The sequence below is a fragment of the Acidithiobacillus sp. HP-2 genome, from assembly GCF_015100155.1.
GTDB lineage: Bacteria > Pseudomonadota > Gammaproteobacteria > Acidithiobacillales > Acidithiobacillaceae > Acidithiobacillus.
In genome coordinates this window covers 144,819-170,787 of the sequence record NZ_JACKZA010000007.1, presented here as the reverse complement: position 1 = coordinate 170,787, position 25,969 = coordinate 144,819, and the positions used below count along the sequence as shown (strand labels likewise).

31 protein-coding genes and 1 pseudogene are annotated in these 25,969 nt (G+C 51.2%); 11 read left to right on the top strand and 21 right to left on the bottom strand.

Features of this window, described 5'->3' with window-relative positions; genetic code table 11:
* From H7F11_RS07490 to H7F11_RS07470, 5 genes and pseudogenes are all read right to left on the bottom strand, one after another.
* Nucleotides 1–394: pseudogene (locus H7F11_RS07490) on the bottom strand (cytochrome C oxidase assembly protein); the annotation flags it as partial.
* Nucleotides 395–405: 11 nt separating this feature from the next.
* The gene (locus tag H7F11_RS07485) at nucleotides 406–846 is read right to left on the bottom strand and encodes a cytochrome o ubiquinol/quinol oxidase subunit IV (protein WP_193650984.1); all 441 of its coding nucleotides are present in this window, start codon (nucleotides 844–846) and stop codon (nucleotides 406–408) included.
* Nucleotides 843–1,478: a cytochrome c oxidase subunit 3 gene (locus H7F11_RS07480; protein ID WP_193650983.1), complete on the bottom strand. Its 636-nt coding sequence runs from the start codon at nucleotides 1,476–1,478 to the stop codon at nucleotides 843–845. The genes H7F11_RS07485 and H7F11_RS07480 overlap by 4 nt, the downstream gene beginning before the upstream one ends.
* Before the next feature lie 92 nt (nucleotides 1,479–1,570).
* Nucleotides 1,571–3,679 (bottom strand): cbb3-type cytochrome c oxidase subunit I, encoded by a 2,109-nt coding sequence (locus tag H7F11_RS07475; protein ID WP_193650982.1) that lies wholly within the window; start codon nucleotides 3,677–3,679, stop codon nucleotides 1,571–1,573.
* 15 nt (nucleotides 3,680–3,694) lie between these two features.
* A complete protein-coding gene (locus H7F11_RS07470) occupies nucleotides 3,695–4,660 on the bottom strand; it encodes a COX aromatic rich motif-containing protein (RefSeq protein ID WP_193650981.1) in 966 nt (321 codons plus the stop codon).
* Nucleotides 4,661–5,197: 537 nt separating this feature from the next.
* Between H7F11_RS07470 and H7F11_RS07465 the strand changes: the two genes are divergently transcribed.
* From H7F11_RS07465 to pdxH, 3 genes are read left to right on the top strand one after another with little or no spacing between them, the layout of a single operon-like run.
* Nucleotides 5,198–5,941, top strand: a complete 744-nt coding sequence (locus tag H7F11_RS07465; protein WP_193650980.1) for a type 1 glutamine amidotransferase domain-containing protein — start codon at nucleotides 5,198–5,200, stop codon at nucleotides 5,939–5,941.
* Nucleotides 5,938–6,597 carry a ribose-5-phosphate isomerase RpiA gene (gene rpiA / locus H7F11_RS07460; protein ID WP_193650979.1) on the top strand — a complete coding sequence of 220 codons (660 nt, stop codon included), beginning with the start codon at nucleotides 5,938–5,940 and terminating at the stop codon, nucleotides 6,595–6,597. Before H7F11_RS07465 ends, rpiA begins: the two co-directional genes overlap by 4 nt.
* Before the next feature lie 24 nt (nucleotides 6,598–6,621).
* Complete coding sequence (gene pdxH / locus H7F11_RS07455; protein ID WP_193650978.1) at nucleotides 6,622–7,278, top strand: pyridoxamine 5'-phosphate oxidase; 657 nt, start codon at nucleotides 6,622–6,624, stop codon at nucleotides 7,276–7,278.
* A gap of 11 nt (nucleotides 7,279–7,289) precedes the next feature.
* Here pdxH and H7F11_RS07450 read toward each other — a convergent pair whose 3' ends face one another.
* The 5 genes from H7F11_RS07450 to H7F11_RS07430 are packed head-to-tail and all read right to left on the bottom strand — an operon-like array spanning nucleotide 7,290 to nucleotide 10,612.
* Nucleotides 7,290–7,601, bottom strand: a complete 312-nt coding sequence (locus tag H7F11_RS07450; RefSeq protein ID WP_193650977.1) for a hypothetical protein — start codon at nucleotides 7,599–7,601, stop codon at nucleotides 7,290–7,292.
* Nucleotides 7,602–7,616: 15 nt separating this feature from the next.
* A complete protein-coding gene (gene leuD / locus H7F11_RS07445) occupies nucleotides 7,617–8,246 on the bottom strand; it encodes a 3-isopropylmalate dehydratase small subunit (protein WP_193650976.1) in 630 nt (209 codons plus the stop codon).
* Nucleotides 8,246–8,413 carry a hypothetical protein gene (locus H7F11_RS07440; protein ID WP_193650975.1) on the bottom strand — a complete coding sequence of 56 codons (168 nt, stop codon included), beginning with the start codon at nucleotides 8,411–8,413 and terminating at the stop codon, nucleotides 8,246–8,248. Before H7F11_RS07440 ends, leuD begins: the two co-directional genes overlap by 1 nt.
* Complete coding sequence (gene leuC / locus H7F11_RS07435) at nucleotides 8,394–9,806, bottom strand: 3-isopropylmalate dehydratase large subunit (protein ID WP_193650974.1); 1,413 nt, start codon at nucleotides 9,804–9,806, stop codon at nucleotides 8,394–8,396. The genes H7F11_RS07440 and leuC overlap by 20 nt, the downstream gene beginning before the upstream one ends.
* A 44-nt stretch (nucleotides 9,807–9,850) precedes the next feature.
* A complete protein-coding gene (locus H7F11_RS07430) occupies nucleotides 9,851–10,612 on the bottom strand; it encodes a class I SAM-dependent methyltransferase (RefSeq protein ID WP_193650973.1) in 762 nt (253 codons plus the stop codon).
* Nucleotides 10,613–10,733: 121 nt separating this feature from the next.
* On the opposite strand from H7F11_RS07430, the gene H7F11_RS07425 reads away from it, so the two are divergent.
* The 3 genes from H7F11_RS07425 to H7F11_RS07415 all read left to right on the top strand — a co-directional run bounded on the left by H7F11_RS07425 (nucleotide 10,734) and on the right by H7F11_RS07415 (nucleotide 13,119).
* Nucleotides 10,734–11,537: a helix-turn-helix transcriptional regulator gene (locus H7F11_RS07425; protein WP_193650972.1), complete on the top strand. Its 804-nt coding sequence runs from the start codon at nucleotides 10,734–10,736 to the stop codon at nucleotides 11,535–11,537.
* Nucleotides 11,538–11,793: 256 nt separating this feature from the next.
* The gene (locus tag H7F11_RS07420; protein WP_193650971.1) at nucleotides 11,794–12,240 is read left to right on the top strand and encodes a phosphate-starvation-inducible PsiE family protein; all 447 of its coding nucleotides are present in this window, start codon (nucleotides 11,794–11,796) and stop codon (nucleotides 12,238–12,240) included.
* 252 nt (nucleotides 12,241–12,492) lie between these two features.
* The gene (locus tag H7F11_RS07415; RefSeq protein ID WP_319803362.1) at nucleotides 12,493–13,119 is read left to right on the top strand and encodes a trimeric intracellular cation channel family protein; all 627 of its coding nucleotides are present in this window, start codon (nucleotides 12,493–12,495) and stop codon (nucleotides 13,117–13,119) included.
* A gap of 109 nt (nucleotides 13,120–13,228) precedes the next feature.
* Here H7F11_RS07415 and H7F11_RS07410 read toward each other — a convergent pair whose 3' ends face one another.
* From H7F11_RS07410 to H7F11_RS07400, 3 genes are all read right to left on the bottom strand, one after another.
* Nucleotides 13,229–13,576, bottom strand: a complete 348-nt coding sequence (locus H7F11_RS07410; protein WP_193650970.1) for a zinc ribbon domain-containing protein YjdM — start codon at nucleotides 13,574–13,576, stop codon at nucleotides 13,229–13,231.
* A gap of 265 nt (nucleotides 13,577–13,841) precedes the next feature.
* Nucleotides 13,842–14,699: an oxygenase MpaB family protein gene (locus tag H7F11_RS07405; protein WP_193650969.1), complete on the bottom strand. Its 858-nt coding sequence runs from the start codon at nucleotides 14,697–14,699 to the stop codon at nucleotides 13,842–13,844.
* 414 nt (nucleotides 14,700–15,113) lie between these two features.
* Nucleotides 15,114–15,509: a DUF2784 domain-containing protein gene (locus tag H7F11_RS07400; protein ID WP_193650968.1), complete on the bottom strand. Its 396-nt coding sequence runs from the start codon at nucleotides 15,507–15,509 to the stop codon at nucleotides 15,114–15,116.
* A 182-nt stretch (nucleotides 15,510–15,691) separates the two neighbouring features.
* On the opposite strand from H7F11_RS07400, the gene H7F11_RS07395 reads away from it, so the two are divergent.
* Entirely contained in the window at nucleotides 15,692–15,901 is a 210-nt protein-coding gene (locus tag H7F11_RS07395) for a hypothetical protein (protein ID WP_193650967.1), read from the top strand.
* 332 nt (nucleotides 15,902–16,233) lie between these two features.
* On the opposite strand, the gene H7F11_RS07390 is transcribed toward H7F11_RS07395, so the two are convergent.
* The 4 genes from H7F11_RS07390 to H7F11_RS07375 are packed head-to-tail and all read right to left on the bottom strand — an operon-like array spanning nucleotide 16,234 to nucleotide 19,723.
* Nucleotides 16,234–17,052 carry a metal ABC transporter permease gene (locus tag H7F11_RS07390; RefSeq protein ID WP_193650966.1) on the bottom strand — a complete coding sequence of 273 codons (819 nt, stop codon included), beginning with the start codon at nucleotides 17,050–17,052 and terminating at the stop codon, nucleotides 16,234–16,236.
* Nucleotides 17,053–17,054: 2 nt separating this feature from the next.
* Nucleotides 17,055–17,936, bottom strand: a complete 882-nt coding sequence (locus H7F11_RS07385) for a metal ABC transporter permease (protein ID WP_193650965.1) — start codon at nucleotides 17,934–17,936, stop codon at nucleotides 17,055–17,057.
* A 4-nt stretch (nucleotides 17,937–17,940) separates the two neighbouring features.
* Nucleotides 17,941–18,762, bottom strand: a complete 822-nt coding sequence (locus H7F11_RS07380) for a metal ABC transporter ATP-binding protein (RefSeq protein ID WP_193650964.1) — start codon at nucleotides 18,760–18,762, stop codon at nucleotides 17,941–17,943.
* 4 nt (nucleotides 18,763–18,766) lie between these two features.
* Nucleotides 18,767–19,723: a metal ABC transporter solute-binding protein, Zn/Mn family gene (locus H7F11_RS07375; RefSeq protein ID WP_227485333.1), complete on the bottom strand. Its 957-nt coding sequence runs from the start codon at nucleotides 19,721–19,723 to the stop codon at nucleotides 18,767–18,769.
* A 184-nt stretch (nucleotides 19,724–19,907) separates the two neighbouring features.
* Between H7F11_RS07375 and H7F11_RS07370 the strand changes: the two genes are divergently transcribed.
* Entirely contained in the window at nucleotides 19,908–21,113 is a 1,206-nt protein-coding gene (locus H7F11_RS07370; protein WP_193650963.1) for a carbohydrate porin, read from the top strand.
* A gap of 92 nt (nucleotides 21,114–21,205) precedes the next feature.
* Here the strand turns inward: H7F11_RS07370 and H7F11_RS07365 are convergent, their stop codons facing one another.
* On the bottom strand, nucleotides 21,206–21,382 hold the full coding sequence (locus tag H7F11_RS07365; protein ID WP_193650962.1) for a hypothetical protein: 177 nt from the start codon (nucleotides 21,380–21,382) through the stop codon (nucleotides 21,206–21,208).
* Nucleotides 21,383–21,627: 245 nt separating this feature from the next.
* On the opposite strand from H7F11_RS07365, the gene H7F11_RS07360 reads away from it, so the two are divergent.
* Nucleotides 21,628–21,918, top strand: coding sequence for a hypothetical protein (locus H7F11_RS07360; protein ID WP_193650961.1), 291 nt, complete (start codon nucleotides 21,628–21,630; stop codon nucleotides 21,916–21,918).
* A 291-nt stretch (nucleotides 21,919–22,209) separates the two neighbouring features.
* Here the strand turns inward: H7F11_RS07360 and H7F11_RS07355 are convergent, their stop codons facing one another.
* From H7F11_RS07355 to H7F11_RS07345, 3 genes are all read right to left on the bottom strand, one after another.
* Complete coding sequence (locus H7F11_RS07355) at nucleotides 22,210–23,367, bottom strand: outer membrane beta-barrel protein (RefSeq protein ID WP_193650960.1); 1,158 nt, start codon at nucleotides 23,365–23,367, stop codon at nucleotides 22,210–22,212.
* A 108-nt stretch (nucleotides 23,368–23,475) separates the two neighbouring features.
* Nucleotides 23,476–23,652 (bottom strand): hypothetical protein, encoded by a 177-nt coding sequence (locus H7F11_RS07350; protein WP_193650959.1) that lies wholly within the window; start codon nucleotides 23,650–23,652, stop codon nucleotides 23,476–23,478.
* 34 nt (nucleotides 23,653–23,686) lie between these two features.
* Complete coding sequence (locus tag H7F11_RS07345) at nucleotides 23,687–23,956, bottom strand: hypothetical protein (protein WP_193650958.1); 270 nt, start codon at nucleotides 23,954–23,956, stop codon at nucleotides 23,687–23,689.
* Between the two features lie 273 nt (nucleotides 23,957–24,229).
* Here H7F11_RS07345 and H7F11_RS07340 point away from each other — a divergent pair, with 273 nt between their 5' ends.
* Together H7F11_RS07340 and H7F11_RS07335 are read left to right on the top strand one after the other, a co-directional pair.
* Nucleotides 24,230–24,421, top strand: coding sequence for a GTP-binding protein (locus H7F11_RS07340; protein WP_319803394.1), 192 nt, complete (start codon nucleotides 24,230–24,232; stop codon nucleotides 24,419–24,421).
* Between the two features lie 187 nt (nucleotides 24,422–24,608).
* Nucleotides 24,609–25,943 (top strand): transposase, encoded by a 1,335-nt coding sequence (locus H7F11_RS07335; protein ID WP_193650531.1) that lies wholly within the window; start codon nucleotides 24,609–24,611, stop codon nucleotides 25,941–25,943.
* Nucleotides 25,944–25,969 lie beyond the last annotated feature (26 nt).

The window sequence follows — 25,969 nt, the reverse complement described above, 5'->3', positions numbered from 1 at the left end:
GAATGACCAGTGCCAGGGCAACCAGTCCGACCAGGGTGGCGACGACCCGATGGGCGGCTTCCGGGTCACCCCGGACCATCAGCACCACAATATTGCGGGTGTAGGGCCATTTGGTCCCCAGAGACAGGCCATAGCCAAAGCCTTCAACGATGCTGCCGAGCAGGATCAGGACGATGGCAAAGCCGACTTCGCTGGCCTTGAGGCCGTTGACCAGGCCATTCAGCAGTCCGTGACTGCTGAAGCCCTGCCACAGGCCCGCCGCCACCGCCAGCAGCAGGGCTGCGGTGATCATCCGGCCAATCCAACGCACTACCGGCGTCATCTCCCCTTCTATGGCGTGGGGGAGTGTTGAATCCGACACTACTGAAGGTTTTGCTCCCAGGGACGTGGACATTCTCGTGCTCCTTAGTTACCTGAATCCGTATGGGCATTCATCCCCGGCATGGCTGCCATTCCGGGAGTGGCTGATGCATGCACGGCAGGTTGCATGGCCGATGACATCACCGACATATCCATGGTCCGCAGATACAGCTGTGAGAACATCCACCAGGTCAGCCCGATGGTAATCAGGAACAAAGGAATAAACAGCACCAGAGCCACGGTATTCCAGATGTTGTGTTCGGAAATATCGATATGCAGCAGGAAATAAATCTGGGCAATCACGGCAATTCCCGCACACACTGAAATCACCATTAACAAACCGAAAGGTGGAACCGAATGAGAGGTCACCAGAAAAGTTGCCACCAACATCAGGAAAGCCGAAATGGCAAAACCCAGAAAGTAGCCCTTGGAAGTGGACAGTTGCACTTCCGGATGCATGGTCGGATCTGCGGCACCGTGACTCATGATATGTATCCCCACAAGTAGACAAAGATATAAACAAAAACCCAGATCACCGCCTGCAAATGCCAGAACATCCGCAGGGTGAGCAGACGACCCACCGTTTCCTCGGTAAAGCCCTTGGTCATCACCTGGGCCATCATCACAAGAATCCAGATCAAGCCGAAGAAAATATGGGTCGCGTGCACCTGAGTCAGCACCATGAATGCCGACATGCCGCCGCTGCTGGCAAGGGTAATACCCATGGAATACAGATGACTCATGTCATGAATATCCAGAACCAGGAAAACCACACCCAGCACAAAAGCTGCCAGCATACCGTTGATCAAGCCGCTCTTATTTTTGTGCTTCAGGGCATTCATACCGAAACCATAAGCCAGAACACTCAAAAACAGGGCGATGGTCTGGGCAAAGGTGTACCAGGGTTTGACGAATTCAGCAGGGGTCGGCCCACCGAAATAACTATGTTGATAACTCAGCACCCCATAAGCGGCAAACAATGTCGCGAACAACATACCGTCGCTGAGCAGGTACAAAAAATATCCCAGGGTGCGGGTGGAAATCACGTCATGGGAATGATGATGGGTATCCCACAATTCCGCTTTTTTGGGATCAACCGTACTGGCATGTGAACTCATAATTAAAACTCCTCAATTCGTGAGTAGCGCAGACGTCCGTTGTGCTGGATGCCGCCTGCGCACTGAAGCCATTCTGTCGAATTTAGAACTGCCTATTTCGACGAATCGTTGCGCTGATAGGCCATGGCATTACCCACTACCCCACCGCTGACGGGATGACTGTGATGACTGTCGGCAATTTGCGCCTCACGGCGATAGGCCTCTTCTTCCATCCGCTGCAACTCGGCACCGGTGATGATATAGCCGGGATCTCCCCTGAACGAACGGACAATCATCAACACGATGATGGCCAACAATGACACAATACAAAGCCACCAGATCCGCCAGGTCAGTGCGAAACCGAGCACGAAAGTCAGGCCGCCCAGAATGATGGCCACACCCGTGTTGTTGGGCATGTGAATGTCTTCGTAATGTTCAGGACGGACGTTGTCGATACCATGCTGCCGGCGCCATGCCACTTCGTCCCGCTCATTGATATGGGGAAGCACTGCAAAGTTGTAAAACGGTACGGGAGAATGAGTCATCCATTCCAGAGAACGTGAGGTTCCCCAGGCGTCCGCGCCCACACGATTTTTTGCATGATCACGCACACTGACATAAAGCAGGATAAAAAATGCCAATACCGACAGGGTGTAAACGACGATACCAAACTCCATGACGTCCAGATAAGGCTGCCATCCGGTATTGAATACATATTCCAGACGCCGGGTCATGCCCATAAAGCCGAGCATGTACATGGGCACAAATACCAGTGCCGTGCCTGCGGAGAACAGCCAGAACATGGTTTTCGCCCAGAATTCATCCAGCTTGAAGCCGAATACTTTCGGAAACCAGTACAGGACAGAGCCAAAAATGGCATAGACAATAACCAGCAACATGGAGTGGAAGTGGGCGACCACAAACACGCTGTTATGGACCATATAATTAATGGCAGGAATGGCCAGCATCATGCCGGTCATGCCACCGATCAGCAGCAGAAACAGCGCACCAATCGCCCAGAGCATGGCGGCATTGAAGGTCAGACGACCCCGGTACATGGTAAATGCCCAGTTAAATACCTTCACCCCGGTAGGAATACCTACGAGCATGGTGGCCACGCTGAAAGCCGTATTGACATAGGGACCTGCGCCCATGGTAAAGAAGTGATGCAACCAGACCAGCCAGGACACCCCGGCAATAGCCATACTGGCCAGCACCATGGTGATATAACCAAACAGGGGTTTTTCAGAGAAAGTCGGGAAAATTTCCGACATCATGCCGAAAGCCGGCAAAATCACGAAATACACTTCCGGGTGACCCCAGATCCAGAACAGGTTGGTATAGAGCATCAAATTACCGCCCATACCGGCCGTGAAGAAATGCGCACCCAGATACCGATCTGCGGCAACCAGACCCAGCGCCACCTGCAATGCCGGGAAAGAAGTCAGGGCAATGACGTTGGCCGACAGTGAGGCCCACACAAAAATCGGCAACTTGCCCCAGCTCATGCCAGGCGCCCGCATTTTGATGATTGTGGCGAGAATGTTGATACCACCCAGGGTCGTACCCAAAGCCACCAACTGCAGGGTCCAGATCCAGTAATCCACACCCACGCCCGGGCTGTACTGCATTTCAAAAATCGGCGCGTATTCAAACCAGCCGTTGTGAGCAAAATCCCCCACAAACAGGGAAATCATGATTAAGGCCGCAGCCGCAGCCGTAATCCATAAACCCAGGGCATTCAGGTAGGGGTAGGCCATATCCCGCGCACCGATTTGAATGGGCACGATGATATTCATGAAACCTACCAGCAAGGGAGTTGCTGCCAGCAAAATCATGATCAGACCGTGGGCACTGTAAACCTGACCAAAGTGAAAGGGGGTCAGATAACCATGCAGGGATCCGAACACCCCGGAAGAATGCGGACCCACTGCCCAGACCTGCTGGGTACGAATCATCAAACCATCGATGAAGCCCCGGAACAGCATCACCAGACCGATGATGATGTACATGACACCGAGCTTCTTATGATCAACCGTAGTCAACCATTCTTTCCAGAGATAAGTCCATTTACCGTAGTAGGTAATCAGACCAAGGACGATAATGGCTCCGATGACCACCGCCACAAACAGCGGTGCCAGAATCGGATTGGCATAGGGAATCTGCGACCAGGCGAGACGCCCCAGAAGAGGGCTCCAGCCCCCAGGTAAATCTACGAGCATGTGATGATCCTCCGATTAATCGCGATGTTCAGCGGCTTGCTTTTTCATGTAGTCGACCATGTTTTCCGTCATCATCGGCGGGAGTGGCCAGGTTTTTCCGCGCATCACCTCAGTCATGACATGATCAAAAAGTCCCTGTTCGACTGAAGAGAAGTAAACCACGTGGTGATTGACATTGATGTAGGGCTGGGCAAAACGGTTAAAGCTGGCGTAGGTCATAGTGCCAGGGGCCTGCTGTACTTTTTGTACCCATTGCGAAAAGTCGGCCTTATCGACCATTTTGGTTTTAAAGGTCATCCAGGAAGTACCCGCGCCGGCAAAGTCGGAAGCAATACCCTGGTATTCACCTGCATGATTACTTAACAAAGCATTTTTGGTGCGCATACCGGGCATTACGTCAATCATGCCGACCAGCTGGGGAATGAAAAAGGTTGTGGTCACGGCACTGGAGGTCAGGCGGAAGAAAACCGGGGTGTGCACCGGCAAGACCAACTCGTTGGCTACGGCCATGTGATATTGCGGATAGACAAATAACCATTGCCAGTCAGTGGCAATGACATCCACTTCCACCGGGTCCCCATTGGGCTTCATATGGTGGGTGATTACCGTCGGGTTATAAGGATTGATTTCGAAAGTCCCTTTTACGGCGAAGTAGGACAGAAATCCGACGGCAATAATGGGAATACCCCAGACAAACACTTCAATGGTGTTGGAATGAGACCAGTGCGGATCATACTTGCCCCGGTTCTTGCCTTTCTGGTAACGCCACATGAACCAGACCACCAGCAAGGCCGTCAGTCCGACAATCGCACCCATGATCACCACATCCACGATCATGTAAAACAGGTTGGTTTTGGCCATGATACCCTTGGGATCAAATATCCAGTAAGGGTTATGTGCGCATCCACCCAGCAGCAAAATGGGAGCCAACGCCGCAGCGCGCCATCCCTTTTTCAGCCAGTTCCTCCACTTAATATCCATTATGTATTTCTCCCTGGCGGACAACAGATGATCCGCAATAAAACAAGATAGCGGTTACTATCCAATCAGCTTTTGATGAAAACAATACAAACTTATACTTTTTATGCTAATTTGAATCTCGGGTGTAAAAGTAGTGCAGAGAAGCCTGCAAATCAATAGAACATCCCCACAAATATTTTTGGGTTAATAAAAGTCTCATTAGTGCTATGAATATATTTAATTTTTTATTACGAATATAATAATACTCTTATTTTGTTATATTACAAAAAATCAATAATAATCAGTTTGTTATTGTGAAAATTAAAATTAAAAAACATTACTTCAATGTTTAATGTTGTATTTTTCCGCTTATAATTTCTTCTCTTGTATTGATATAGATTTTGAATAGATCAACAAGGAAATATTAAAAATAATATATTATTGTATTTTTATTTATATTTTAAATAACCTGATTTACGGTCGTATATTATAAAAATACAAGATTAACCTTACATATGTTTTTATTGTTTCAGCAGGCTTTTGTGTTACACTTTTCTCATGAAACAGCAGCCCTATATTCTATTTCTGCTCAGTAGCGCCCGGGTTTTGCAACTCCGGGATGGCACCGGCATACCCACTGGCTTCTGGGCTGAAGAATTGGTCGTTCCGTGGAATTTGCTGAAAAACTCTGGCTGGACTTTGTCTATTGGTACGCTAGACGGCAGTATCCCCATAGTAGATCCGGAAAGTCTGGATCCTGCCAATCTCAACCATGACTCGCAAAAAGCCAGCGAACTGGCGAAGCAGATCACCTGCATAACCGAACTGGAGCATCCTGTCTCCCTGCAAGGTCTGCAGGCCGGGCAGCTGGATCTTATGCAGGGATTATTTATTCCGGGCGGGAATGGTCCTCTAATGGATTTGGTAAAGTCTGCCGATGTTGCACGCCTTCTCCAGCATTGTCGTGATCATCACAAGGTATTGGCGACCTTATGCCACGGGAGCGCTGCCTTATTGGCGACTGCGCACGATCAAAGCGAACCGCCCTTTTCCGGAAACCGGATCACCTGTTTCAGTGCAGATGAAGAAGCCGCTACTGCACTGGCCGGCCGCTGGCCTTATACTCTGGAGGAGCACTTGAGAAATGCCGGATTCCTCGTTAGTGTCGGGGAATCCTGGCAAAGCCATGTGGTCGATGATGCGCAAATTCTGAGTGGTCAGAATCCAGCCTCGGCAGCAGCACTGACGGAAGCTTTTATACAACGATTACTTTTTCAGACCAACAAGGAAAAACAGCAATGAATGCAGATGCTCTCAAAAAAATGGCGGCCGAAGCCGCCCTCTCCTACATCCAGCCCGGGATGGTGGTCGGCGTAGGTACAGGCTCGACCACCAACTTTTTCATTGACGCTCTGGGTGCTGCAAAAATTCATGTAGATGGCTATGTCGCCTCCAGCATTGCCACCGAAAATCGCCTGAAAGCCCAGGGCTTGAATGTGCTGGACCTCAACAGCACCGGTGACATTCCCGTTTATGTAGACGGTGCCGATGAGGCTGATCCGCATTTCCGGCTGATTAAAGGCGGCGGCGCGGCACTGACCCGGGAAAAAATTGTGGCCAGCGCCGCCAGACTGTTCGTCTGCATCGCCGACGCCAGCAAAGACAAACCCATGCTCGGCAAATTTCCCCTACCCGTGGAAGTCATCCCCTTTGCCCGCAGCTTTGTCGCCCGACAACTGGTCAAGCTGGGTGGGACCCCTACCCTACGCAATGGCGTGACCACCGATAATGGCAATGTCATCATTGATGTCACCGGTCTGGATTTTTCTGATCCTGTGAAAATGGAGGCCGCCATCAATCTGATTCCGGGCGTGCTGGACAACGGCATTTTCGCCCACCGGCGCGCCGATGTGATGCTCTTCGGTAGCGAAAACGGCGTCATTGAGAAAAAGGCCTGAGCTCTGCTCAAAAGAGAAATGCATATGGAAGGTGAAATAGACCATCGCAGTACCCGGCGGGATTTTACCCACGGGGAGTTGCATCGACACGAACTGGACAGCAATCCCTTCCAGCAATTGGCAACATGGCTAGCTGCAGCAACAGAGGCGGGCAATTTTGACGCAACCGCCATGGTGCTGGCTACGGCTGATGCTGACGGGCATCCTGATGCGCGCTATGTTCTGCTCAAGCATTTTGATGAACAGGGACTCTGCTGGTATAGCGACCAGCGCAGCCAGAAGGGTCAGGAACTGGCCGCCAACCCGCATGCAGCACTGGTATTCTACTGGCCGGAAAATGATCGTCAGGTGCGCATCAACGGCCCTGTAGAACTGCTGGATGCTGCAGCGGCCGAAAGCTATTTTCAACAACGCCCGAGCCGCAGCCGTTATTCTGCTGCGGCGTCCATCCAGAGTCAGGTCATCGCCAGTCGTGCTGATCTGGAAGCGCGTGTTGCCGAATTACAGCAGCGCTATCCCGAGGACAACGTCCCACGCAACCCGGCATGGAGAGGGTACCGGCTGATTCCCGAGCGTTTTGAATTCTGGCAGGGCCGTCGTGATCGCCTGCATGACCGATTTGTCTATCGGCATCTTGATGACGCCAGTCATGCCTGGTTGATTGAACGACTCATGCCCTGAGCCGTCATGGCTCAAAACACTTCAATACGCGCCTCGTAATCCACCAGAATCATGCGATAAATATCGTTGCCAAGCTGCACATGGGCAGATTGCGGTGCCCCGATACGAATGCTGTTGCCTCCCGCCATGCTCAAACCGGAAGGGCCGAAATGTTCCTGTTCGATCAGGTCATCCAGTAGCGCCTGCAACTCCTGCCTGGGAACCTGACAGGTATTGTCAATGATCTTGCAGGGCTTGCCCCGTTTAGTTTTCCCTTCGATGATAACGGCATCGGCACGAATGGGCTGCAAGCCCTCATCTTCTATCGCTGCATCCTGAATCATATTGATCAAATCTCCTTAAATACCATCCCGAAATAACCAGGGCTCTGATTGTCGACGGGCTGCCTCATAAGCGCGAATGGCCCCTTCATGCTTCAGGGTCAATTGAATATCATCCAGACCATTCAATAACTTGTGTTTGTGTCCGGCATCCATGGGGAAACAATAGCGACTATCTCCCATGGTTTGCACTTCCTGGGCCGGCAGATCGATGCGCAAACGATAACCGGGATTGGCCGCCACTTCATGAAACAAATGATCTACTTCATCAGCCGACAGTCGAATCAATAAAATCCCGTTCTGCACACAATTATTTGCAAAGATGTCCGCAAAGCTGGGAGCAATGATGGCGCGAAAACCATAATCCGCCAGCGCCCAGGGAGCATGTTCACGACTGGAACCACAACCAAAGTTTTCCCGGGCCAGTAAAATCCGGGCATCTGCATATATCGGCTGATTGAGGATGAATTCCGGGTTATCCACCTGTTTGCCGTCTTGTTCCAGATAGCGCCAGGCATCGAAAAGATGCTTGCCCAGACCCTGTCGCTCAATGGTTTTGAGAAACTGCTTGGGGATGATAGCGTCGGTGTCCACATTGGGACGATCCAGGGGGGCGACAATCGCCTCTAATACGGTAAAAGCTTCCATTATTTCTCCAGTTGTCGCTTGACGAGATATTCCACGGCAGCCACTTCTGCCGAGCAACCCCGCAAGCTCGAAAAAATGCCAATTTCCACCATCCCCAGGCTGCATAAGCCCAGAGCGATGCGCAACACCCAGGAGCGGGCGCGCTTTTTATGGTGCGGACCAGTCACGTACATCCACAAAATGTCCGGCAATCGCGGCTGCTGCTGCCATAGCCGGGCTGACCAGATGGGTTCTGCCACCGGCTCCCTGACGCCCCTCAAAGTTCCGGTTACTGGTACTGGCGCAGCGTTCTCCAGGCTCCAGACGGTCGGCGTTCATGGCCAGGCACATGGAACAACCCGGTTCACGCCATTCAAAGCCCGCCTCCTTGAAAATCTTATCCAGCCCTTCGGCTTCGGCCTGGGCTTTCACCAGGCCCGAGCCGGGAACCACCATCGCCACTTTTACCGAAGCGGCTTTCTGATGCCCTCTGGCTACGGCAGCAGCAGCACGCAGATCTTCAATGCGCGCGTTGGTGCAGGAACCGATAAAAACCTTGTCGAGCGTTATGGCAGACAGTGGGGTATTGGCCTGTAAATCCATATAGGCCAAAGCGTCCGTCCAGCCCTTACGACGCACCATATCGGACTCCCGATCAGGATCAGGAATGGTGGCGCCAATTTCTGCGACCATCTCGGGGCTGGTTCCCCAGGTGACCTGTGGCGCGATATCCGCTGCATGGAGACGAATTTCCGCATCAAAGCTGGCATCCGCATCAGAATGCAATTCACTCCAGGCTGCCACGGCCTGATCCCAGATTCTGCCGACCGGGGCGTAGGGACGGCCCCGCAAGTAATCAATGGTAATGGCATCGACGCCAACCATGCCCGAGCGCGCACCGGCTTCAATGGCCATGTTGCACAAGGTCATGCGCCCTTCTACCGACAAAGCCTGCACGGCGGGTCCGGCAAATTCGATGGCGTAGCCGGTACCGCCCGCCGTACCCATTTTGCCGATAATGGCCAGCACCATATCCTTGGCGGTGACGCCCCGACCCAGTTCGCCATCCACCCATACCCGCATACTTTTGGATTTGCGTGCCCATAGACACTGGGTCGCCAGCACATGCTCCACTTCCGTGGTGCCAATACCAAAGGCCAGCGCACCCAGCGCACCATGAGTCGCCGTATGGGAATCGCCACACACCACGGTCATGCCCGGCAGAGTGAGTCCCTGCTCGGGGGCAATCACATGCACAATGCCCTGGCGCGGATCCAGCATGCCGAATTCTTCAATACCGAATTCCGCACAGTTCTGATCCAGGGTATCCACCTGCAAACGGGAAGTCGGATCGACAATACCCGCCGCCCGATCCGTGGTCGGAACATTGTGGTCGGCCGTGGCGATATTGGCATCAATCCGCCAGGCTTTGCGCCCCGCCGCGCGCAAACCCGAAAAGGCCTGGGGGCTGGTGACTTCATGCAGCAACTGCCGGTCAATATAAAGCAATACGGCACCATCGACTTCCGTGTGCACCACATGGCTTTCCCACAACTTGTCATAAAGCGTTTTTGCTGCCACAAGCTTCTCCTCAAACATCCCTGTCCAAAATTAACCAATGTCGTTCATAAGGGCAATGCCGTCATCCAGCACACATCCAGCGAAAAATCATGATTCGGCTGCAGCGCAAAGTGGTCACAGACCTCGGTTGGAGCCCCGGCCCATACGCTTTTGATCGCTGTTACGCGCTCTTCCGGGCTGCGCATCCGGCTTATCCAACTGGCAAAATCCAGGGGCAGCTTCCAGGTATCCTGATCAGACACCTGCCACCCGGCTGCAGCCAACATCGCCTGCCATTCTGAAACCCGGTAATCCCGCACATGGGAAGGGTCACGTAAAATTTCGACCGCCTGCAGAAAAGTATCCAGTAATGGATTTTCTGGTGCACACACGTCAATGATGACACATTTTCCCTGAGGATGGAGTACACGCCGCATTTCCCGAAGAGCCGCAGGGACATCCGCCCAATGATGGGCAGAAAAGCGCGTCACCACTCCATCAAAATAAGCATCGGCGAAGGGCAATGATTCCGCCATACTTTTTTCGGTGTGGAGATTAGACAATCCACGCTGTTGCGCCTCGTCAGCTACCACACGCAGCATTTCGCCGGAAAGATCCACCGCGAGCACTTCCCCGACGACTTCGGACAGAGTAAAGCTGGCATGCCCCGCCCCGCAGCCAAGATCCAGCACCCGCATGGCGGGCTGTTCGGCAAACTCCCTACGCAGACGCTGTAAATCTGCGCCCTGTGCATGTGCCGGGCTATGGAGATAATCCGTCGCCGCCACACCGAATTGCTTCTCTACCAGTTTTTGCTGATTACTCATGGGTTTTAGGTCTTCCAAAAAATATATACCCTTATCATACGAAGACCATCAAACTGGTACAATATGAGCATATATACTGGTATATTAACTACCATGATTGCGCTTTACATGGATCATATCGATGTCCGGAGACAACTTGGCCTTGGGGGCGTTTATTCGTCGCCACCGCGAAAAAACAACACCGCAGCAGGCTGGCCTGAATGCGCTTGGACGCCGTCGCACTACCGGGCTGCGCCGCGAAGAACTCGCCATGCTCTCGGGAGTCAGTGGCACCTGGATCACCTGGATTGAGCAGGGGCGGCCAATACAGCCTTCCGTGCCCACGCTGGATCGCCTCAGCAAGGTACTGCAACTATCCCATGCTGAACGGCAGCATTTGTTTCATCTTGCGGGCAAGGCTGATCCCCAGCTGGAATCTCCCCCTTCTGCCGTAGCGCCCACCCTGCTCCACCTTCTCAAAATCCTGCAATATCCCGCCTATATTCTGGATCGCTACTGGAATGTGCTTGCCTGGAATACGGCCGCCGCCGCACATTTTGCGGGCTGGTTACCAGCCAGCCCGGCTCCTGAGGAAAAGCCTCCCAATTTACTGAAATTTCTGTTCCTCGACCCCGGCGCCAAAAACTTTGTGGATGATTGGCAAAGCCGTTGCCGACGTCTGGTCGCCGAGTTTCGTGCCGATGTTGGCAAACACCTGGATGATCCCGAAATGGCCCGGATCATCACCCAACTGCAAAGTCAGAGCCGCACATTTGCCGGGCTCTGGCCTGCCCAGGATGTAGTGGAAAGAGAAGGCGGCCGCCGGGTATTCCAGCACCCAGTGCATGGGCGCGTGGTGTATGAACAAAGCACCTTATTACCAGCGGCACATACGGATATGAAACTGGTGATTTTATTGCCCTATCAGGAAGATGATCTTGTGTAACCATGTGTAAGGGTAATGCTCCGCTACGGTTATGCGGTAATATACCACTTCATCATCGCTCTTAGCTCGCGAGGGATACTGGAAACGACATTATCGTGGATTTATGGATTCGCTGAGTTCAGTAGATTGATTAATTTTTATATGTTTATAATTTATTTATTATTATTTGCCAGACTAAATCAATGGCAGGGTTCCCTCGTTATCATCTATCATGCCCTGCGTCGCCAGGCATGCGCATCCAGCCAAAGGAGTCCTGATGTTGAATGATGGTTTCAACGGCGTTCTACGAATGCTGAATTATACCCTTCACCTGTTTATTGCCGTCGCCTTGGCGGCTGCCAGCGTATTGATCATGATCCAATTCAGTCATGATGTGGTGGACGCCTTCCGGGAGCACATACTGGCAGCTGGCTTTCTCCACGCCTTAGGTACGCTTTTTATTGTTTGGGTCCTGTCAGCCCTGATTTCCGCCGAAATCACCTTCATGCGCAGTGGTATTTTCCATGTCGAGGTCTTTTTTGAAGTCGCCATGATTACGCTGTTAAGACAACTGATCTTGATCCCCGTGAAAGGCGGAGGGGAAACCATTCCGCAGGATGATCTCGTATTCTACGCCATGATCAGCGGCGCCCTGTTGGCTACCGGTATCGCTTACTTCCTCGTAGCCCGCAGCCGCTTGAGCACTGACCGGAAAGCGCCATGAAGCGAACAAACGATCCAAAGAGCGCTTCCAACAGACCTATGTCGACTAGCTTGATCAGTTGATAACTGCCCCAGCTTAAGTCTCTACCGTCCACAAAGTATTTCCACTAAAACCGGTCCCGCGTGGCAATTTATACCATTGCGCAGTTGTTCCAAGGCCCCAAAGGATGGATGACTTCCACCCGGTTACCTAACCATATAGTATCCCCCGGCGCTCGATCTATTGGCGCAAAAAAACCAAAAAATGGAGACCGTGCAGTTGAGTCATTTTACCACAACATTCTTCTTGAACCTGATCAACCTATTAGGGATATTCGCCTTTGCCGTCAGCGGGGCAATGCGCGGGGTGCGCAGTCAAATGGATATTTTTGGTATTGTCGTATTGGGCGTTGTTACTGCGGTTTCAGGGGGGATCTTACGGGATTTGCTGATCGGTGCCATTCCCCCGGAGGCCATCGCCAACTGGCATATCATGGCCCTAGCAGTTCTCGTGGGTGTTGGTGTATTTTTCTTTCATCACCTTTTTGATCATTTGCGCCACCCCGTACTGCTTTTTGATGCTGCCGGCCTCGGTGTTTTTGCTGCTACAGGGGCACAAAAGGCTTTGACTTTTGGCTTGTCTCCGGTCATGGCAGCAGTTTTGGGGATGATCAGCGGCATTGGCGGCGGCATGGTGCGCGACATTTTAACCGCCCAGATTCCTGTGGTGTTGCGTGCAGAAATCTATGCGTCTGCGGCCTTGTTAGGAGCAGCGGTTACTCTGGTTGGCGATTATATGCATTTACCCGCCATCGAAAGTACTATGGCTGGCGCATCACTGACTTTTGTTCTGCGGATGATGGCCCTGTACCGGCACTGGAGTTTACCCAGACCGCGCTAACAACCTGAAATGTCAACATCAGCCTTATTTCAGCCAATAGAACTTCTTACCTGTTGAATACTTCTAGTGGGATGATCCTGAAAAGTAAGGGGACCGTATCTGATCAGGATCAGGCTTCAGTTTTCTTGACAAATTCAGATTTCAGCTTCATAGGACCAAATCCGTCAATCTTGCAGTCGATATTGTGATCTTCGTCAATTAAGCGAATATTCCGTACCTTGGTGCCAATTTTAAGCGTCGAACTGCTTCCTTTCACCTTAAGATCCTTAATGATGGTAACAGAATTTCCATCCACCAATATGTTCCCAACAGCATCTTTATGAGTGACTTTATTTTCATGAGGTTCTATATCTTGGCTTGCTTTCCACTCGTGTGCACACTCAGGGCACACCAAAAGTTCGCCATCTTGATAGGTGAAAACAGAGCCACAGGCAGGGCAATTGGGGATGTCAGTCATAAAAGTCTCATTAGGCATGCGAAATTCTTTATATTCCTCAGATTATCATAAAAAACCAAATCGAACAGGTGGTTTTTGTGTAATAAGTTCGCCAGTTCAAGGATGGGCTTACCACACTACCGAGGAATCGAAAAATGAATGGCCGCTTCCAGTCTGCTGCTGACCATCAGGACTCGACGGCAGCAAGTCAGTCTTTTGAGCATGAACATTGAGAATCGCGACTGGCAGACAGGAAAGGCCAAGAGCTTGTCTTTAAAGTAGACCTTCAATCCCGCTTCTGCATAGGTTTTTCTGGACCAAGATCGTCAATGCGATAGCCATCTGGGTAGGTTGGCCGGTGCAATTGCGTACGCATCACGGGTTTGTTTCTGAGCGGTAGCGCACTGGCTATTCTTCCTCGCAAAAGTAATGCACGGGTGAGCACCCGGCTCAACCAGATTGATTGTCCAGATAAGCCCAAGGCATTGAGTAAGGGGCGATCCAGTAGCGCATAAACGGCAGGCCGTCCCAGTCGAAACAGTACGGGCGGCATATAAAAGCCCAGCAGCAAGTCTATCGTTTTGTCTGCAACATGCCGGTTTGAATTGGAATAATGAAAACGCTCTGCCTCATAGGAACGATTAAACTGCTCCAGTTGAGCATATTCATCATGAATATCCTGAATGTTCATGCGCATGCCTATGGCCCGCCAGAAGTGGAACCAGGCCAAGCGTTCTTTTTCTGACAGGGGGCGGTGCCCGAAACGCGCTATCCATCGTATCGGTTCAAAAATAAACGTAGACAATACATATAGATAGTCATCATTGCGAATCGTATATCTGGCGTGCTGGCGGTTGATGTTTTCAATGGCAGCCTGCCCTCGTGGACTATCGTAGCCGTGTTCAATCAATTCACTGAGGAGCAGGTCGGTATCATCGTAACGTTTGCGGGTGCGTTCAGTGAGTTCTCCTGTGTGGCGAAGGAGACCAGAAATGCGGGGTACCGCATACGTACGAAACAGGGCTAGTTCAAGCGCACGCGGTATATCAAAAGGATACGCACAAGTTGCCATCAGAAAGGTGATTCGGCAGTGATCCTTGACCGGATCTAACTGGAGAATTTCACGGTCATACGCGGTAGTCATAGCTGATTTACAAAAAGCTTGGAAGGCATCGGTTTCCTATGCGCGCCTTATGAGCGCTTCATGTCTTGTAGAGAAAAAAATCTGTGGAGTCACACTACTACAATGGCAGGAGACGGGTACAGCACGATGAAGAATTCACTGATCCTCGATTTCACTAAATCTTTATTTTACCCAGATCGGGGTGGAGCGCTTCAGATGACCGTAAGAGATTTACCTAAGAATGACGCGACTCCTGGTACAGCAACAGGATAAAGGTCTACCAGAGTGCTTTTAGCCTTTCTCAGCTACCAGTCAGAGATACGTTCATTTCCGAGTATCTGGATGAAAGGTGACTATGTCAGTACAGGCTTTTATGCTGATTCGGGTAATCCTCGACGTCCTGATCCAGGCGCTGACCGATGACCAGGCACTCAATCAGCGCCAGCGTGGTGGTACTCGCCACCAGAGAAAAAGCACATAAATCCATACCAGAACATAAATGGTGCTGAAAAAGAGGATCGGAAGATTCCAAAACAGCAGGTGATCTATCCAAGTCTGAATAAATGGCTGCCGGTACCCTTGTTCTCCGGCAGCCTGCTGCAATTGACTCTGCCAAATGGTCAGAAAACACGCTCGACCCAACACAGCTTGAATGGCCACAACGAAGAGTGCGCCAAGGTGTAATGCGCGCCACCAGAATATCCTGACCCAAGGCCACCCGCGCCATGCTCCGATTGGTATAACCACCAAACCAAAAATATTGAAAGTTATTACGGCCAGGTGAATGACCAGAATGGTTTGCGCAAGGAGCAGGTCAGTGGCGAGGCTCATCCAATCAATTGTCCGCTTGGTGCTTCTGACACATAGGTCAGGCTATCAAGCAGAATAGCATTCAAATACCGGCAGGATAAAGGAATGGGGAGGCGTCTTCCCCGCTGGTTATTACTCGCTGACTTGTCTCGCAGGCTGATATCGTTGATGATCCAAAGGTAATCATTGAGGAGGCACTGATCATGATCTGGCTGTTGGCGATTATTGGAATTCCCATACTGGTGGTACTCATGCTGTTTTTTTCGGCAGCGGAGGACTTCTGGTCGATTATCACCTTGCGCATAGATATTTCCCGTTTGCTGGGTGATCTGATTCATGTTTTATTTATTGTAGGTATAGGCTTGGTTGCGGAGATTTTTTCCGTATTCATGCTGATTAAAGATATCCTTTAAATATGTCAAAGAGTTTATCCGACGGCACCTTGAGAATCGGACGAACCGTGCAACATGCGTCAGCAGTGGATGACGACTGGCTCCCAGAAGGTCCCTGACTCGCTTTATTGTGAAAGCCATTGATCAGATCCGATAACGATAGCCCCCTCATTACTTCCCGATCTTTATATACCTTGTCCGTCATGATGGCTCTGGCTTATATGGCGCTCATTGCGTGGTTGGCGATTAGCGCTTGATTGCATATACTGTTGTTTCATAAGTTATTTTTTTATTTTTATCGCGCGTTGTCTCCCTTTCGGTCCGGTGGCCGTTCTGCTCAGCGTGGGCATTATTCACAAGCCAGAAACCTGCACGACCGGGCGTTCTCGCTGACTCCAGTGGCGATAACTGCGGGCCAGGGTAAAAAGTCCGGCGCCCAGCATGCCGACAAAAAAACCGATGGGCCAGTTGGTCCAATAGGACAGCGCAATGGCTGACCAGATGCTGCTCTCGGCAAAAATTACCGCCAGGAGCAGACTGCGCAGCGGGTGAATACTCAGCGACTGGGCAGCAGCAGGCGGCCCCACCAACAAGGTAAACACCAGAAAGGCACCGACGACTGGCAGGGCTGAAGCCGTCACCAGCGCCAGCAGACTTAAAAAAATCAGATCCATGCGTGCGGCAGAAATCCCCTGTAAAGCAGCCAGATCAGGGAAGCTGGAATCCAGCAGCAAGGGGCGAAAAATAGTGATCATGACCACCGAGACCAGAGCGCAAATCCCCAGTATGGGCCACAAATCCGCATCGCTGATGCCCAGCATCTCACCAAAAAGCAGAGAAAATACCTCAGGGGCGTATTCACTGGTCATGCTGAGAAAAAGCGCACCGACTCCCAGAAAAAGCACCAGTAGCAGTCCGGTTCCCACGTCACGCCGCCCTATACGGGCCAATTGACGCAAGAGCAGCACCCCCATTCCCACAAAAACCAGCAGACCAACAAAAGGATTCACTCCGAGCAGATTAGCCGCTGCCGCCCCCGGAAAGGCTCCCAACGGCAAGGCATGGGCCGCAAAGGCCGAATGGCGAATAACCACAAAATAACCGACCAGTGCGGCTACCAGGGCAATGGCGGTACCCGCAATCCAGGTGTTGATCATAAAACTGGAAAACACGGCTAAGGCTCCTGAAGACGGCGCAGGGACGTGATGCCCCGGCGCCGGTATTTGTGTTGCCACGAAGAACCGAACATAGCCAGCAGATAAAACAGAAAAATCAGGACCACCACAAAAAAACTGACGGGCCAGGCATTACCTGAAAACCAGTAATAACTTTCATAGGCCATCCAGATTCCCGACCAGACCGCCGTCAGGGCAATCATCATCGCCCAGAAAATGGCCTGGGCAGGTCGTCGACTGAGACGAATCGCTGCTCCGGCAGGGCCGATCAGGAGCGCCGTCGCCAGTACCGCGCCAATCGCCAGAGCACAAACCGCAACGGCCAGTCCCAGCACCAGAAGTTGTAGCAAACCCATCCAGCGTGGGGAAACACCCCGCAAAGTCGCCAGATCCGGGTCCACCGCTGTCAGAATCAGCGGCCGATAAAACAAGCCGACCAGCAAAAACACCGCCAGTACCGCCAGGATGGCCGGCCAGATCAAGCCTTGCGAAATGGCGAATAAAGACCCGAACATCACCGATACAGCGGCACCGGTGGTACTGGTGGTAGTGACATCCAGATATAAAAACAAAGCGGAAAGCCCCAGGCCAGCACCCAGCACAATGCCGGTCGCCAAATCTCTTTCCCGCGCCTTGCGGACCCCCAGAAATTCCATCCCGAATGCAGCAATCCAGGCCATGCCGAGAAACCCCAGCAAGGGGCTGATACCCCATAAAAACGAAGCGGCTCCTCCGGCACTGCTGACATCAGCCAGGGCATGACCGGCGAAAGCATTTCCACGCAACACAGTAAACACCCCAATCAGGGCACTGACCAACGCCGCGCAGCTGCCCACAATAAGCGCAGTCTGTACCGGCTGACTGCTTAAAAAAGCAAACATCCGCTCACACTCCGTGACCTGCACAACGATTCATATTGGCCACATCGGCATTTTCGGGGGCATCGGGCAGCACCAGAATCCGCCCGCCATGGTGCAGAACCGAAACGGGATAACCGTAAAGCTTGCTGAGTACCTCCGCCTGCACGACCTCGGCAACCGTACCGGTGGCAGCGCGCCCGTCTACCAGATACACCAGACGGTCCATCACCGGAATCAGCGGATTCATGTCGTGGGCAGTCACCAGCACCGTCATTTGCTGCTGGACAATCAAGCGCCCCAGCAAATCCACCAGTGCATTGGCGCTACCAAAATCGAGATTTGCCAGAGGTTCATCCAGAATCAGCAGACGCGGCTTACGCACCAGAGCGTGGGCGATGACGGCACGCTGCTGCTGCCCCCCCGATAATTCCCCAACCCGCTGATCGGCAAAGTCCTCCGCGCCCACGGCTTGCAAGGCCTGATCTACTACATGGCGGGTTCGTCCATTAAAAAACGGCAGACCCAAACGCTGACCATCCAGCCCCAAACGCACCAAATCGCGGGTGCGCAAGGGCAGATCCGGATCAAAATTGATTTTCTGAGGAACATAGCCCACCAGCTCCCGATGTTCCCGAGCTGGCGCAGCACCGATCAGCACCGTGCCGGCACGCTGGGTAATCAGGCCCAGCAAGGTACGTAACAGGGTGGTTTTACCCGCCCCATTTTCACCAATCAGGGCGCAGAGCTGCCCGGGATACAGATCAAAACTGACATCCCGTAAAATACTGCGGCCGCCCAGATCCACAGAAAGATCTGCGACCGCAAGAATCGGACTCTGATTGGTCAAGATATTATTTCAACACCGTCGTAGAGGTACCATTTTCTACGGATGCGCGCAGGGCATTCACTTCTGCGAGCATCCAGGATTGATAAGTGTACCCGGTTGGCATGGTTTCATAAACGCCCACAACCGGAATATGTGCCGCCTTGGCATTATTCAGGAAAGACGCAGTCAGGGAGTCAGTGACCTGCTGGTTATACAGAAACACCTTGACCTGATGATTTTTGAAAAGCTGATTCTGGATGCTGACATCCTGGGGGGCCGGATCGGTCCCATTCATGATTGCCGCCTGGAGATTCCAGGGGGTTTTCAGATCACAGCCTGCCGCCTGCAACATGTAATCGGCTACGGGTTCGGTAACCGCTACCGGAGTATGGGGATATTTCGCTTTGAAACTGGCAATGGCGGCATACCAGGGTTTCAGCGAAGCATCAAACTTTTGAACATTGGCCTTGAAAAAGGCGGCATGGGCAGGATCCAGCTTGCTCAGGCTCGCCGCAACCGCCTTGACCACCGCCGGCATGGTTTCCGGTTTGTACCAAAGATGCGGGTTTTTGGTGCTGTCGGGTAAATGCAAAAGATCCTGAACCACAATCACCTCCCGCTTGGAATTAGGATCAGCCGCCAGAATTTTTTTGGCCCAACTGTCATAACCCACGCCGTTACGGACCACCAGCTGGGCCGCCGCAATTTCTCTGGCCACAGCAGGGCTCGCCTCAAACGTATGGGGATCGGTATTGGGATTGCTCTCAATGGCACTCACCTCAACATATTTTCCACCAATCTGGCTGATGACGTTGGCATATTCATTTTCCACGCCTACGGCATGAATGGTGTCTGCTGCGGCCATTTGTGCAGCGCCCAGACCCAGCAACAAGGGCAGCATGGGCAGAAAACGACGTCCGGCGCCAGTATGCCGCCTGAACAGTTTAGATGGCGATAACTCATTGGATTCAGCGCGATACATAGTAATTCTCCTAACGTGGTGTTGATAACGAGATGTTTGTGCGTCATACTTATATGCAACTTTGTTGCACATTAAGGAACGATGCCGGGTCTGTCAAGTGGCCTTTCACCACGATAAAAACACTTTTATTGCAGTTGATAGTGATAATAGTTACCGTCAATATCGATTAAACAAGGGAGAATTCATGCTTCGCCAGCAAAGCCGGTACCGCAACATCCTCTTGAGTAGCATTTTTTTCTGCGCATCTACTGCCCCCGCCTGGGGTGCCAGTACGGGTCAGTCCATCCCCGAAGCAGCGCACCAAAACTGGTGGCGAGGAATTTCCCTGGTCTTGCATGGCCAGATAGAAGGCGTTTCCAATCTGAGTGGTGGCATCAGTACCGGCAGCACCGCAACCGGGCTCTGGAAAGGCGGACTAGCCCTGCATACCGGTAAGGCCGGTTGGTGGCAGGGAGGTCTTTTTGTAGTCGAAGGCCTTGCTGCGGACAGCAGCAACCCCGACAGTTTGTACATTGGTGATCTACAGAGCGTCTCCAATCTCACTACGCCCTATCAACACATGGCCCATCTTTATAAGGCTTATTATCGACAAAAATTCGGCGACTATACCTTGCGCCTCGGCTTGCTCAATCCTAACGACTATTTCGATGATACCGGAGTAGCAGGCGAACTGTTCAATGCCTCTTATGGTATTTATCCCATCATTTCGGCCAACATTCCCTTCACGCCCACTTATCCTTACTCCAGTCTCGGAGCCATGGCTGCAGCGAGCTGGGGCAATACCACGCTAATGGCAGGCGCATTTAGTGCGGATGGCGTCCATCCCTTCCTTGCGCCCTGGGGCAGTGACGGAATGATTTATTATGGTGAAGTCGACCAAAGTATTCCCATCGGCCCCGGCACAGCGATGCTCAAGGCCGGAGGCTATTACAATCACGTTTATGGGCCTTATCTCACGCAGAATATCGGCATCGGTCCGGCCCTTAGTCAGGGTGGATTTTACGGTACCGCCGAGTATCGTTGGAAAGCCGATCAGATGAACTGGGGGGTCTTCCTGCAAGGTGGTGGAGCCCCCAATGCCGCAGCCGTTTCGCCGGTGAATGCCTATATGGGCGCAGGATTGCGGCTGCGCCATTTTATTCCGGATTCACCCGGCTCTACCCTGAGCCTGGGCATGGACCGAGCCTGGCAACGCCAATCCGGTTCGAATACGGGGGCTGCGGAAACCAGTCTGGAAGTGAACTTCAAGCAGCCCTTTTTCAAGGATTTTTATATCCAACCCGACCTGCAATATATCGTCAACCCCGGTGCCAATGGGCCTGGGTACACCATCCCTAATGCCTTCGTCGCCATTATCCGACTGGGTTGGCACTATCATTTGCACGCTTGAAAACTAGACGGGGGGCAGCGCCTGACAGCCAACTGCCCTGCACTGCTTGATAAAGCAACTAAATAACAGGTTTCTAAATACCATCATCGCTTTTAGTGCTTGCTTGCCTCTTGTGCTTCTTTTTTTGCCTCTGCGCGCGCAGCGCGCATGAACAGAGCCGCAGCCAACCCAAAAAAGGCAAAGGCAATCAACCCTGTCACTATGATCCCAGCAGCAGTTTGCCCATCAGAAATATAATGCATGCTGTTGGTCATCGCCTGCATACTCATTGAATGCATATCCATTATCGATCTCCTGTGTCAATCAACGCGTCATTAATCTTATTCTCTGCTAGACCAAGAACAAAATAGAAATTCAGTCAGCTCGCTACAACTTTAATTATACCCTATCCTTACTATTGGCTTTGAGGCTACACGAAGCAGCGCACCCGTGCCTCATTGTTGTAAATGATTCTCGTTTTCACATATAATATACTCAGTTCATCAATCAATTGAATCATACTGAGGGCCTGAATATGTATATTGATGCGCGACTGGAACAAACACCCCCTAGCTTATGGCTACGCAATCAAACCGGTGAGGCAAGAATAGTTTTCAATGAAGAACAAATTGCTCAACTCATGGAATCTGGCTATATCTCGCCCTGCGATTTATGCTGCAGAAAACTGGAGTTGGAAAATCAGCAGATCAATGAATTACTGATAGGTGCGGTCACCCTTTTTCCGGAACAGTTTTCAGTATGCATGCATGTGAGGAATTGTCCATTTATGGGACCATCCTGTTACGACAAGGAAAACCCACGATAAAACCCGATATACGCATACCATAAAAAAGGTAGCCTCATGGAGGCTACCAATCGCCATAATCTGGCGCGTCGTGAAGAAGAAGTCGTTTTCCTGGGTCAGGATTCCAGTAATTTCTGATCAATATATTGACCTTTGGCTATGCCTCCGGTGTGCCTTCAAATCATAGCCATAAAGCGCCATATTCTTTGAATATCTCCGTAAAAATTCATCCTTTGCGGGCGGATTTACCGTTATTATCTGGATACTAAACTAATCTTATTTCAGCAAAAATAACTGTCAAATTTATGATTATCAAAGAACAAAACCGATTTCAGCTATCGCAGAAAACTGATTGTTTTTCATTCCAGTAACTCCGAATCCATCCCCCAAAGAAATATTTGAGACATTCATGTAGGCGAGGTTTAGACGCGCAAATAATCCATAATTGCTGTAGGTCGGCGTGACAGATAGGCCGTAAAGACTCGAGTCAAGCCCGTACCCAAGATAATTGGCATTAGCAATCATGTCTGGATTGTTTTTAAAGCTATTATTTCCGATAAAACCTTTTGCATATTCTACAAATGAACCAACAGTGTAGTGCTTGGAAAGTTCATAATCGGCAAATAAAGCAGCGGTAATATTACTTGATGAGGTCGGCAATCCTAATTTAGTAATCTTTGGCGCATATTGATATTGTACCTCTGGGGTAATTGTAAGGTTGTGTAAATTGTATGTCAGCCAACCACCAAACATTGTAGAGTTGTTTTCGGCAATGTCACCTTCTGTTTGATTGGTTAAATAACCGGTATGACCAAGATTTGCTCCTCCATAGAAATTAATAATGTCTTTTTTGTTGAAGCTATATGAAAACAGCCATGAAAGAAAATTATACCGATTCGTATAATACCCATCTGACCAAGACATATAGGCATAATATGGCCCAGAACTATATTGCAGCTGCACACCCCTTTGGGGGCCCGTTTGAACATTCGACAAAGTGGTGCTAACAATATTTGAGTTTTTGTAGTCAAAGCCGCACTCGAGACCTTCTGGAGACGCAATTTGCCCGATACCAATCTGAAAATGTTTGTTAGGGTTTATGGTTAAGTAACCGAACTTCATTGTCCCATGGGGAGTAAAATTTGGTTTATCGTTAAACGCGCCCAATACGTTGGAAGTGTTGGCCCCCGCCCATATGCTGAATCCAATAAACTTATCATTGGAATAAATATGTAACATTCCATTTGCCATATTAGCCGAATAAGTTTTTTGATTGAACGGGGCATTGGTTTGTGCATAAGCGTAGCCGTCTAGTACCCCCGCAACTTTTACTTTACCAATAGTCCCAGCATCTATGGTGTATGCTGGCGGCATTGCGATATCACTAACAGCTGCGAAAGCTATAGACGGTGAAAGCGAAGACATCATTATAGAAAAAACAAAAAATCGGCGCGGCCTTTTTGACGACATTAAGTCTCTCTTTAAACATAAAATTTATACATGATGTGCAATTAATCTCAGTCTGATTCCCATTTCAGTTAATCGATAAAAACTCCTTCACGTCCCTCCCGCATTGCACTAATGGGGTATTCCAGACAGGGGGCTTACATAAACTCGATGTGCCTGACGAAGGCTGATAACACCCTGACTTCCATAATAGGTTTCGAAATGCACACCCCGATAATCGGCAACACTCAGCTTTTGCGGTGCCTCCCGAAAATCAAGCAAAGCCGCGCGCCGGGTATTCATTACCATCAATGTCATCATGCCCATAAAAAACAGGCCCTGTTCAGGAATGCAATATCACGGACTGGCTGTATTCCACGCTGGCCTTATCCACAGCCGAACAAAAAAAGCAGATGCGAGATGGTTTATTGCCGCCTTCCCGACAACGGCCACTTTCTGCACAGCCGGTTTCCATCGCCATCAACTGCCCATTTTTGGTGAGTTTAGCCAGCAATGCGGACATGTACTCCGCATCGGCAGCATGTAAATCCATCAACGATTCCAGAGTGATGCCCGGATATTGGCGCACATGGGCGAGTACTTCTTTCAGCATATTCGTCTCCTTGAAAGTCTTATAGACAAGACGGCACAACCACTGGTTGGTGATGTAAACGATTATCGTTCGTGAAGTCAACACCAGTAATATCCATACCCTCTGCGAATGGAACCCAGCCGGCTATTAGCCCGGAGGCTTGCCGCGACTTTGGCAACAAAAGAGGGCGCGTTGCGTTCTCCTCACTTGACCTGCACAGGATTCCCATGTTGTTATGTGCAACTTAGTTGCATATTACAGCATGCCATTTCAGTGATCTTGTGAGGATTTATCATGTCTCAACTCTCCACCACTCCCCTTCCCGTCACCGTGTTGTCGGGTTTTCTCGGCGCCGGCAAAACCACGCTCCTCAACCATATCCTGCACAACCGGGAAGGCCGGCGTGTCGCAGTGATTGTCAATGACATGAGTGAAATCAATACTGAAGTTTCACCGTTTTCCCGCGAGGAAAATCGGCATGGTTAACAAAAATGTCGGTCATTAAATATTATGAATTATCTATGAATTATACTTATTAACGCGCTATTTGGTTACCCTGTTTTTTTGTTTTATTTCTTGTGAATCAGTTAGATAAAGGTGAACAGAACCGCCTTCCGTGATATAATGAATGTTCATTAACGCACTGATTATAAAACGCAAGAGGCCCTGTTCGATGTCCATGCTACGCGATTTACTCCTCCCTTTCCAATCGGCATTTTCTGATTCGCGACTAGGGCGCGAACGGGCTCAATGGTTCCCCTTCATCCTGTTGGCTATCATGGTCCCCTTCACCTCCTCCATGAGCAGCAATCTGCTGCGCTCCCTGCAGACCCTCTTTGGCCTGGATGTGAACGCCCGCCGTTTCTACCTCTTCATGGCCTCCACCCAACTGGCCTGGGATCGCCTCTGGCCGATTGCCTGGAATCTGATTCCGTCCCCGCTGGTCGATGGGCGACTGATCCTGGCCCTCGATGACACCCTCAACGACAAAACCGGCAAGCGGATCTTCGGCTGCGGCTTTTTCTTCGATCATACCGCCAAGGTGAATCATCCCACTTATCCCTGGGCACAGAATATCGTCATGCTCGGCCTGCTCAAGCCCATCAAAGGCCGCTGGGCCTGTCTGCCGCTGGGCTGTCGCTTCTACCATCGGCAGAAGGACATTGCGGCGGGCAAAATCAACGTCCGCCGTCATGGACAGGTGCCGGTCTTTCAGTCAAAAATGGCCCAGGCTGCGGCCATGATCCTGCCGGTGGCTACCCATTTCAGCGGCCACTCTCCTCTGATCGTCTGCGACAGCTGGTTCGGGAACAATGGCCTGTGGAAACCCCTGAATGCAGCGGAGCCATCCATCCACCTGTTGTCCCGCTTGCGCAGTAGTACGGTCCTATATGCAGAGCCAGCGGATGCGGCCCGGACCGCCAAGGGTCGGCCCCGCAAATATGGGGATCGTTGCGGTTCAGTGACTGAGCTGGCGACGTCTTTGCGGGCGCAGGCGCAAAAGTACACGGCCCAGCTTTATGGCAAAGCGCGGGAGATACGCGCCTATGATCAGATCTTCCTGCTCAAAACCCTGCGCTGCCCGGTACGGGTGGCCTGGGTCTTTCGCAAAACCCAGTGGGTAGCTTTCTTCACGACAGATCTGACTCTTTCCGTTACCCAGATCATCGAATACTATGGGGCCCGCTGGAAAATCGAGGCCGGCTTCAAAGAAATCAAACAGGAAATCGGGAGCGCCCGCAGCCAGAACCGGACCGCTGATGCCGTCACCAACCACCTCCATTTCTGTCTGCTCGCCACGACCCTGACCTGGATTTACGCCGACCGGATCAAGGCCGACCCCAAGCGCCGCCATATCGTCAAGGGACGGACCAGTTTTGCCTTCTCCGATGTCCGCAAACTGATTGCAGATGAAGCACTCTCCGAACATTTTCTGGGACTTTGGCCCCATCTCTGCCAACCCCCTCATAAATCATTCACGCAGATGCTCATGCGTATGGTGGCGTAACATGCGGCGAGCTGTATCTCATGAAA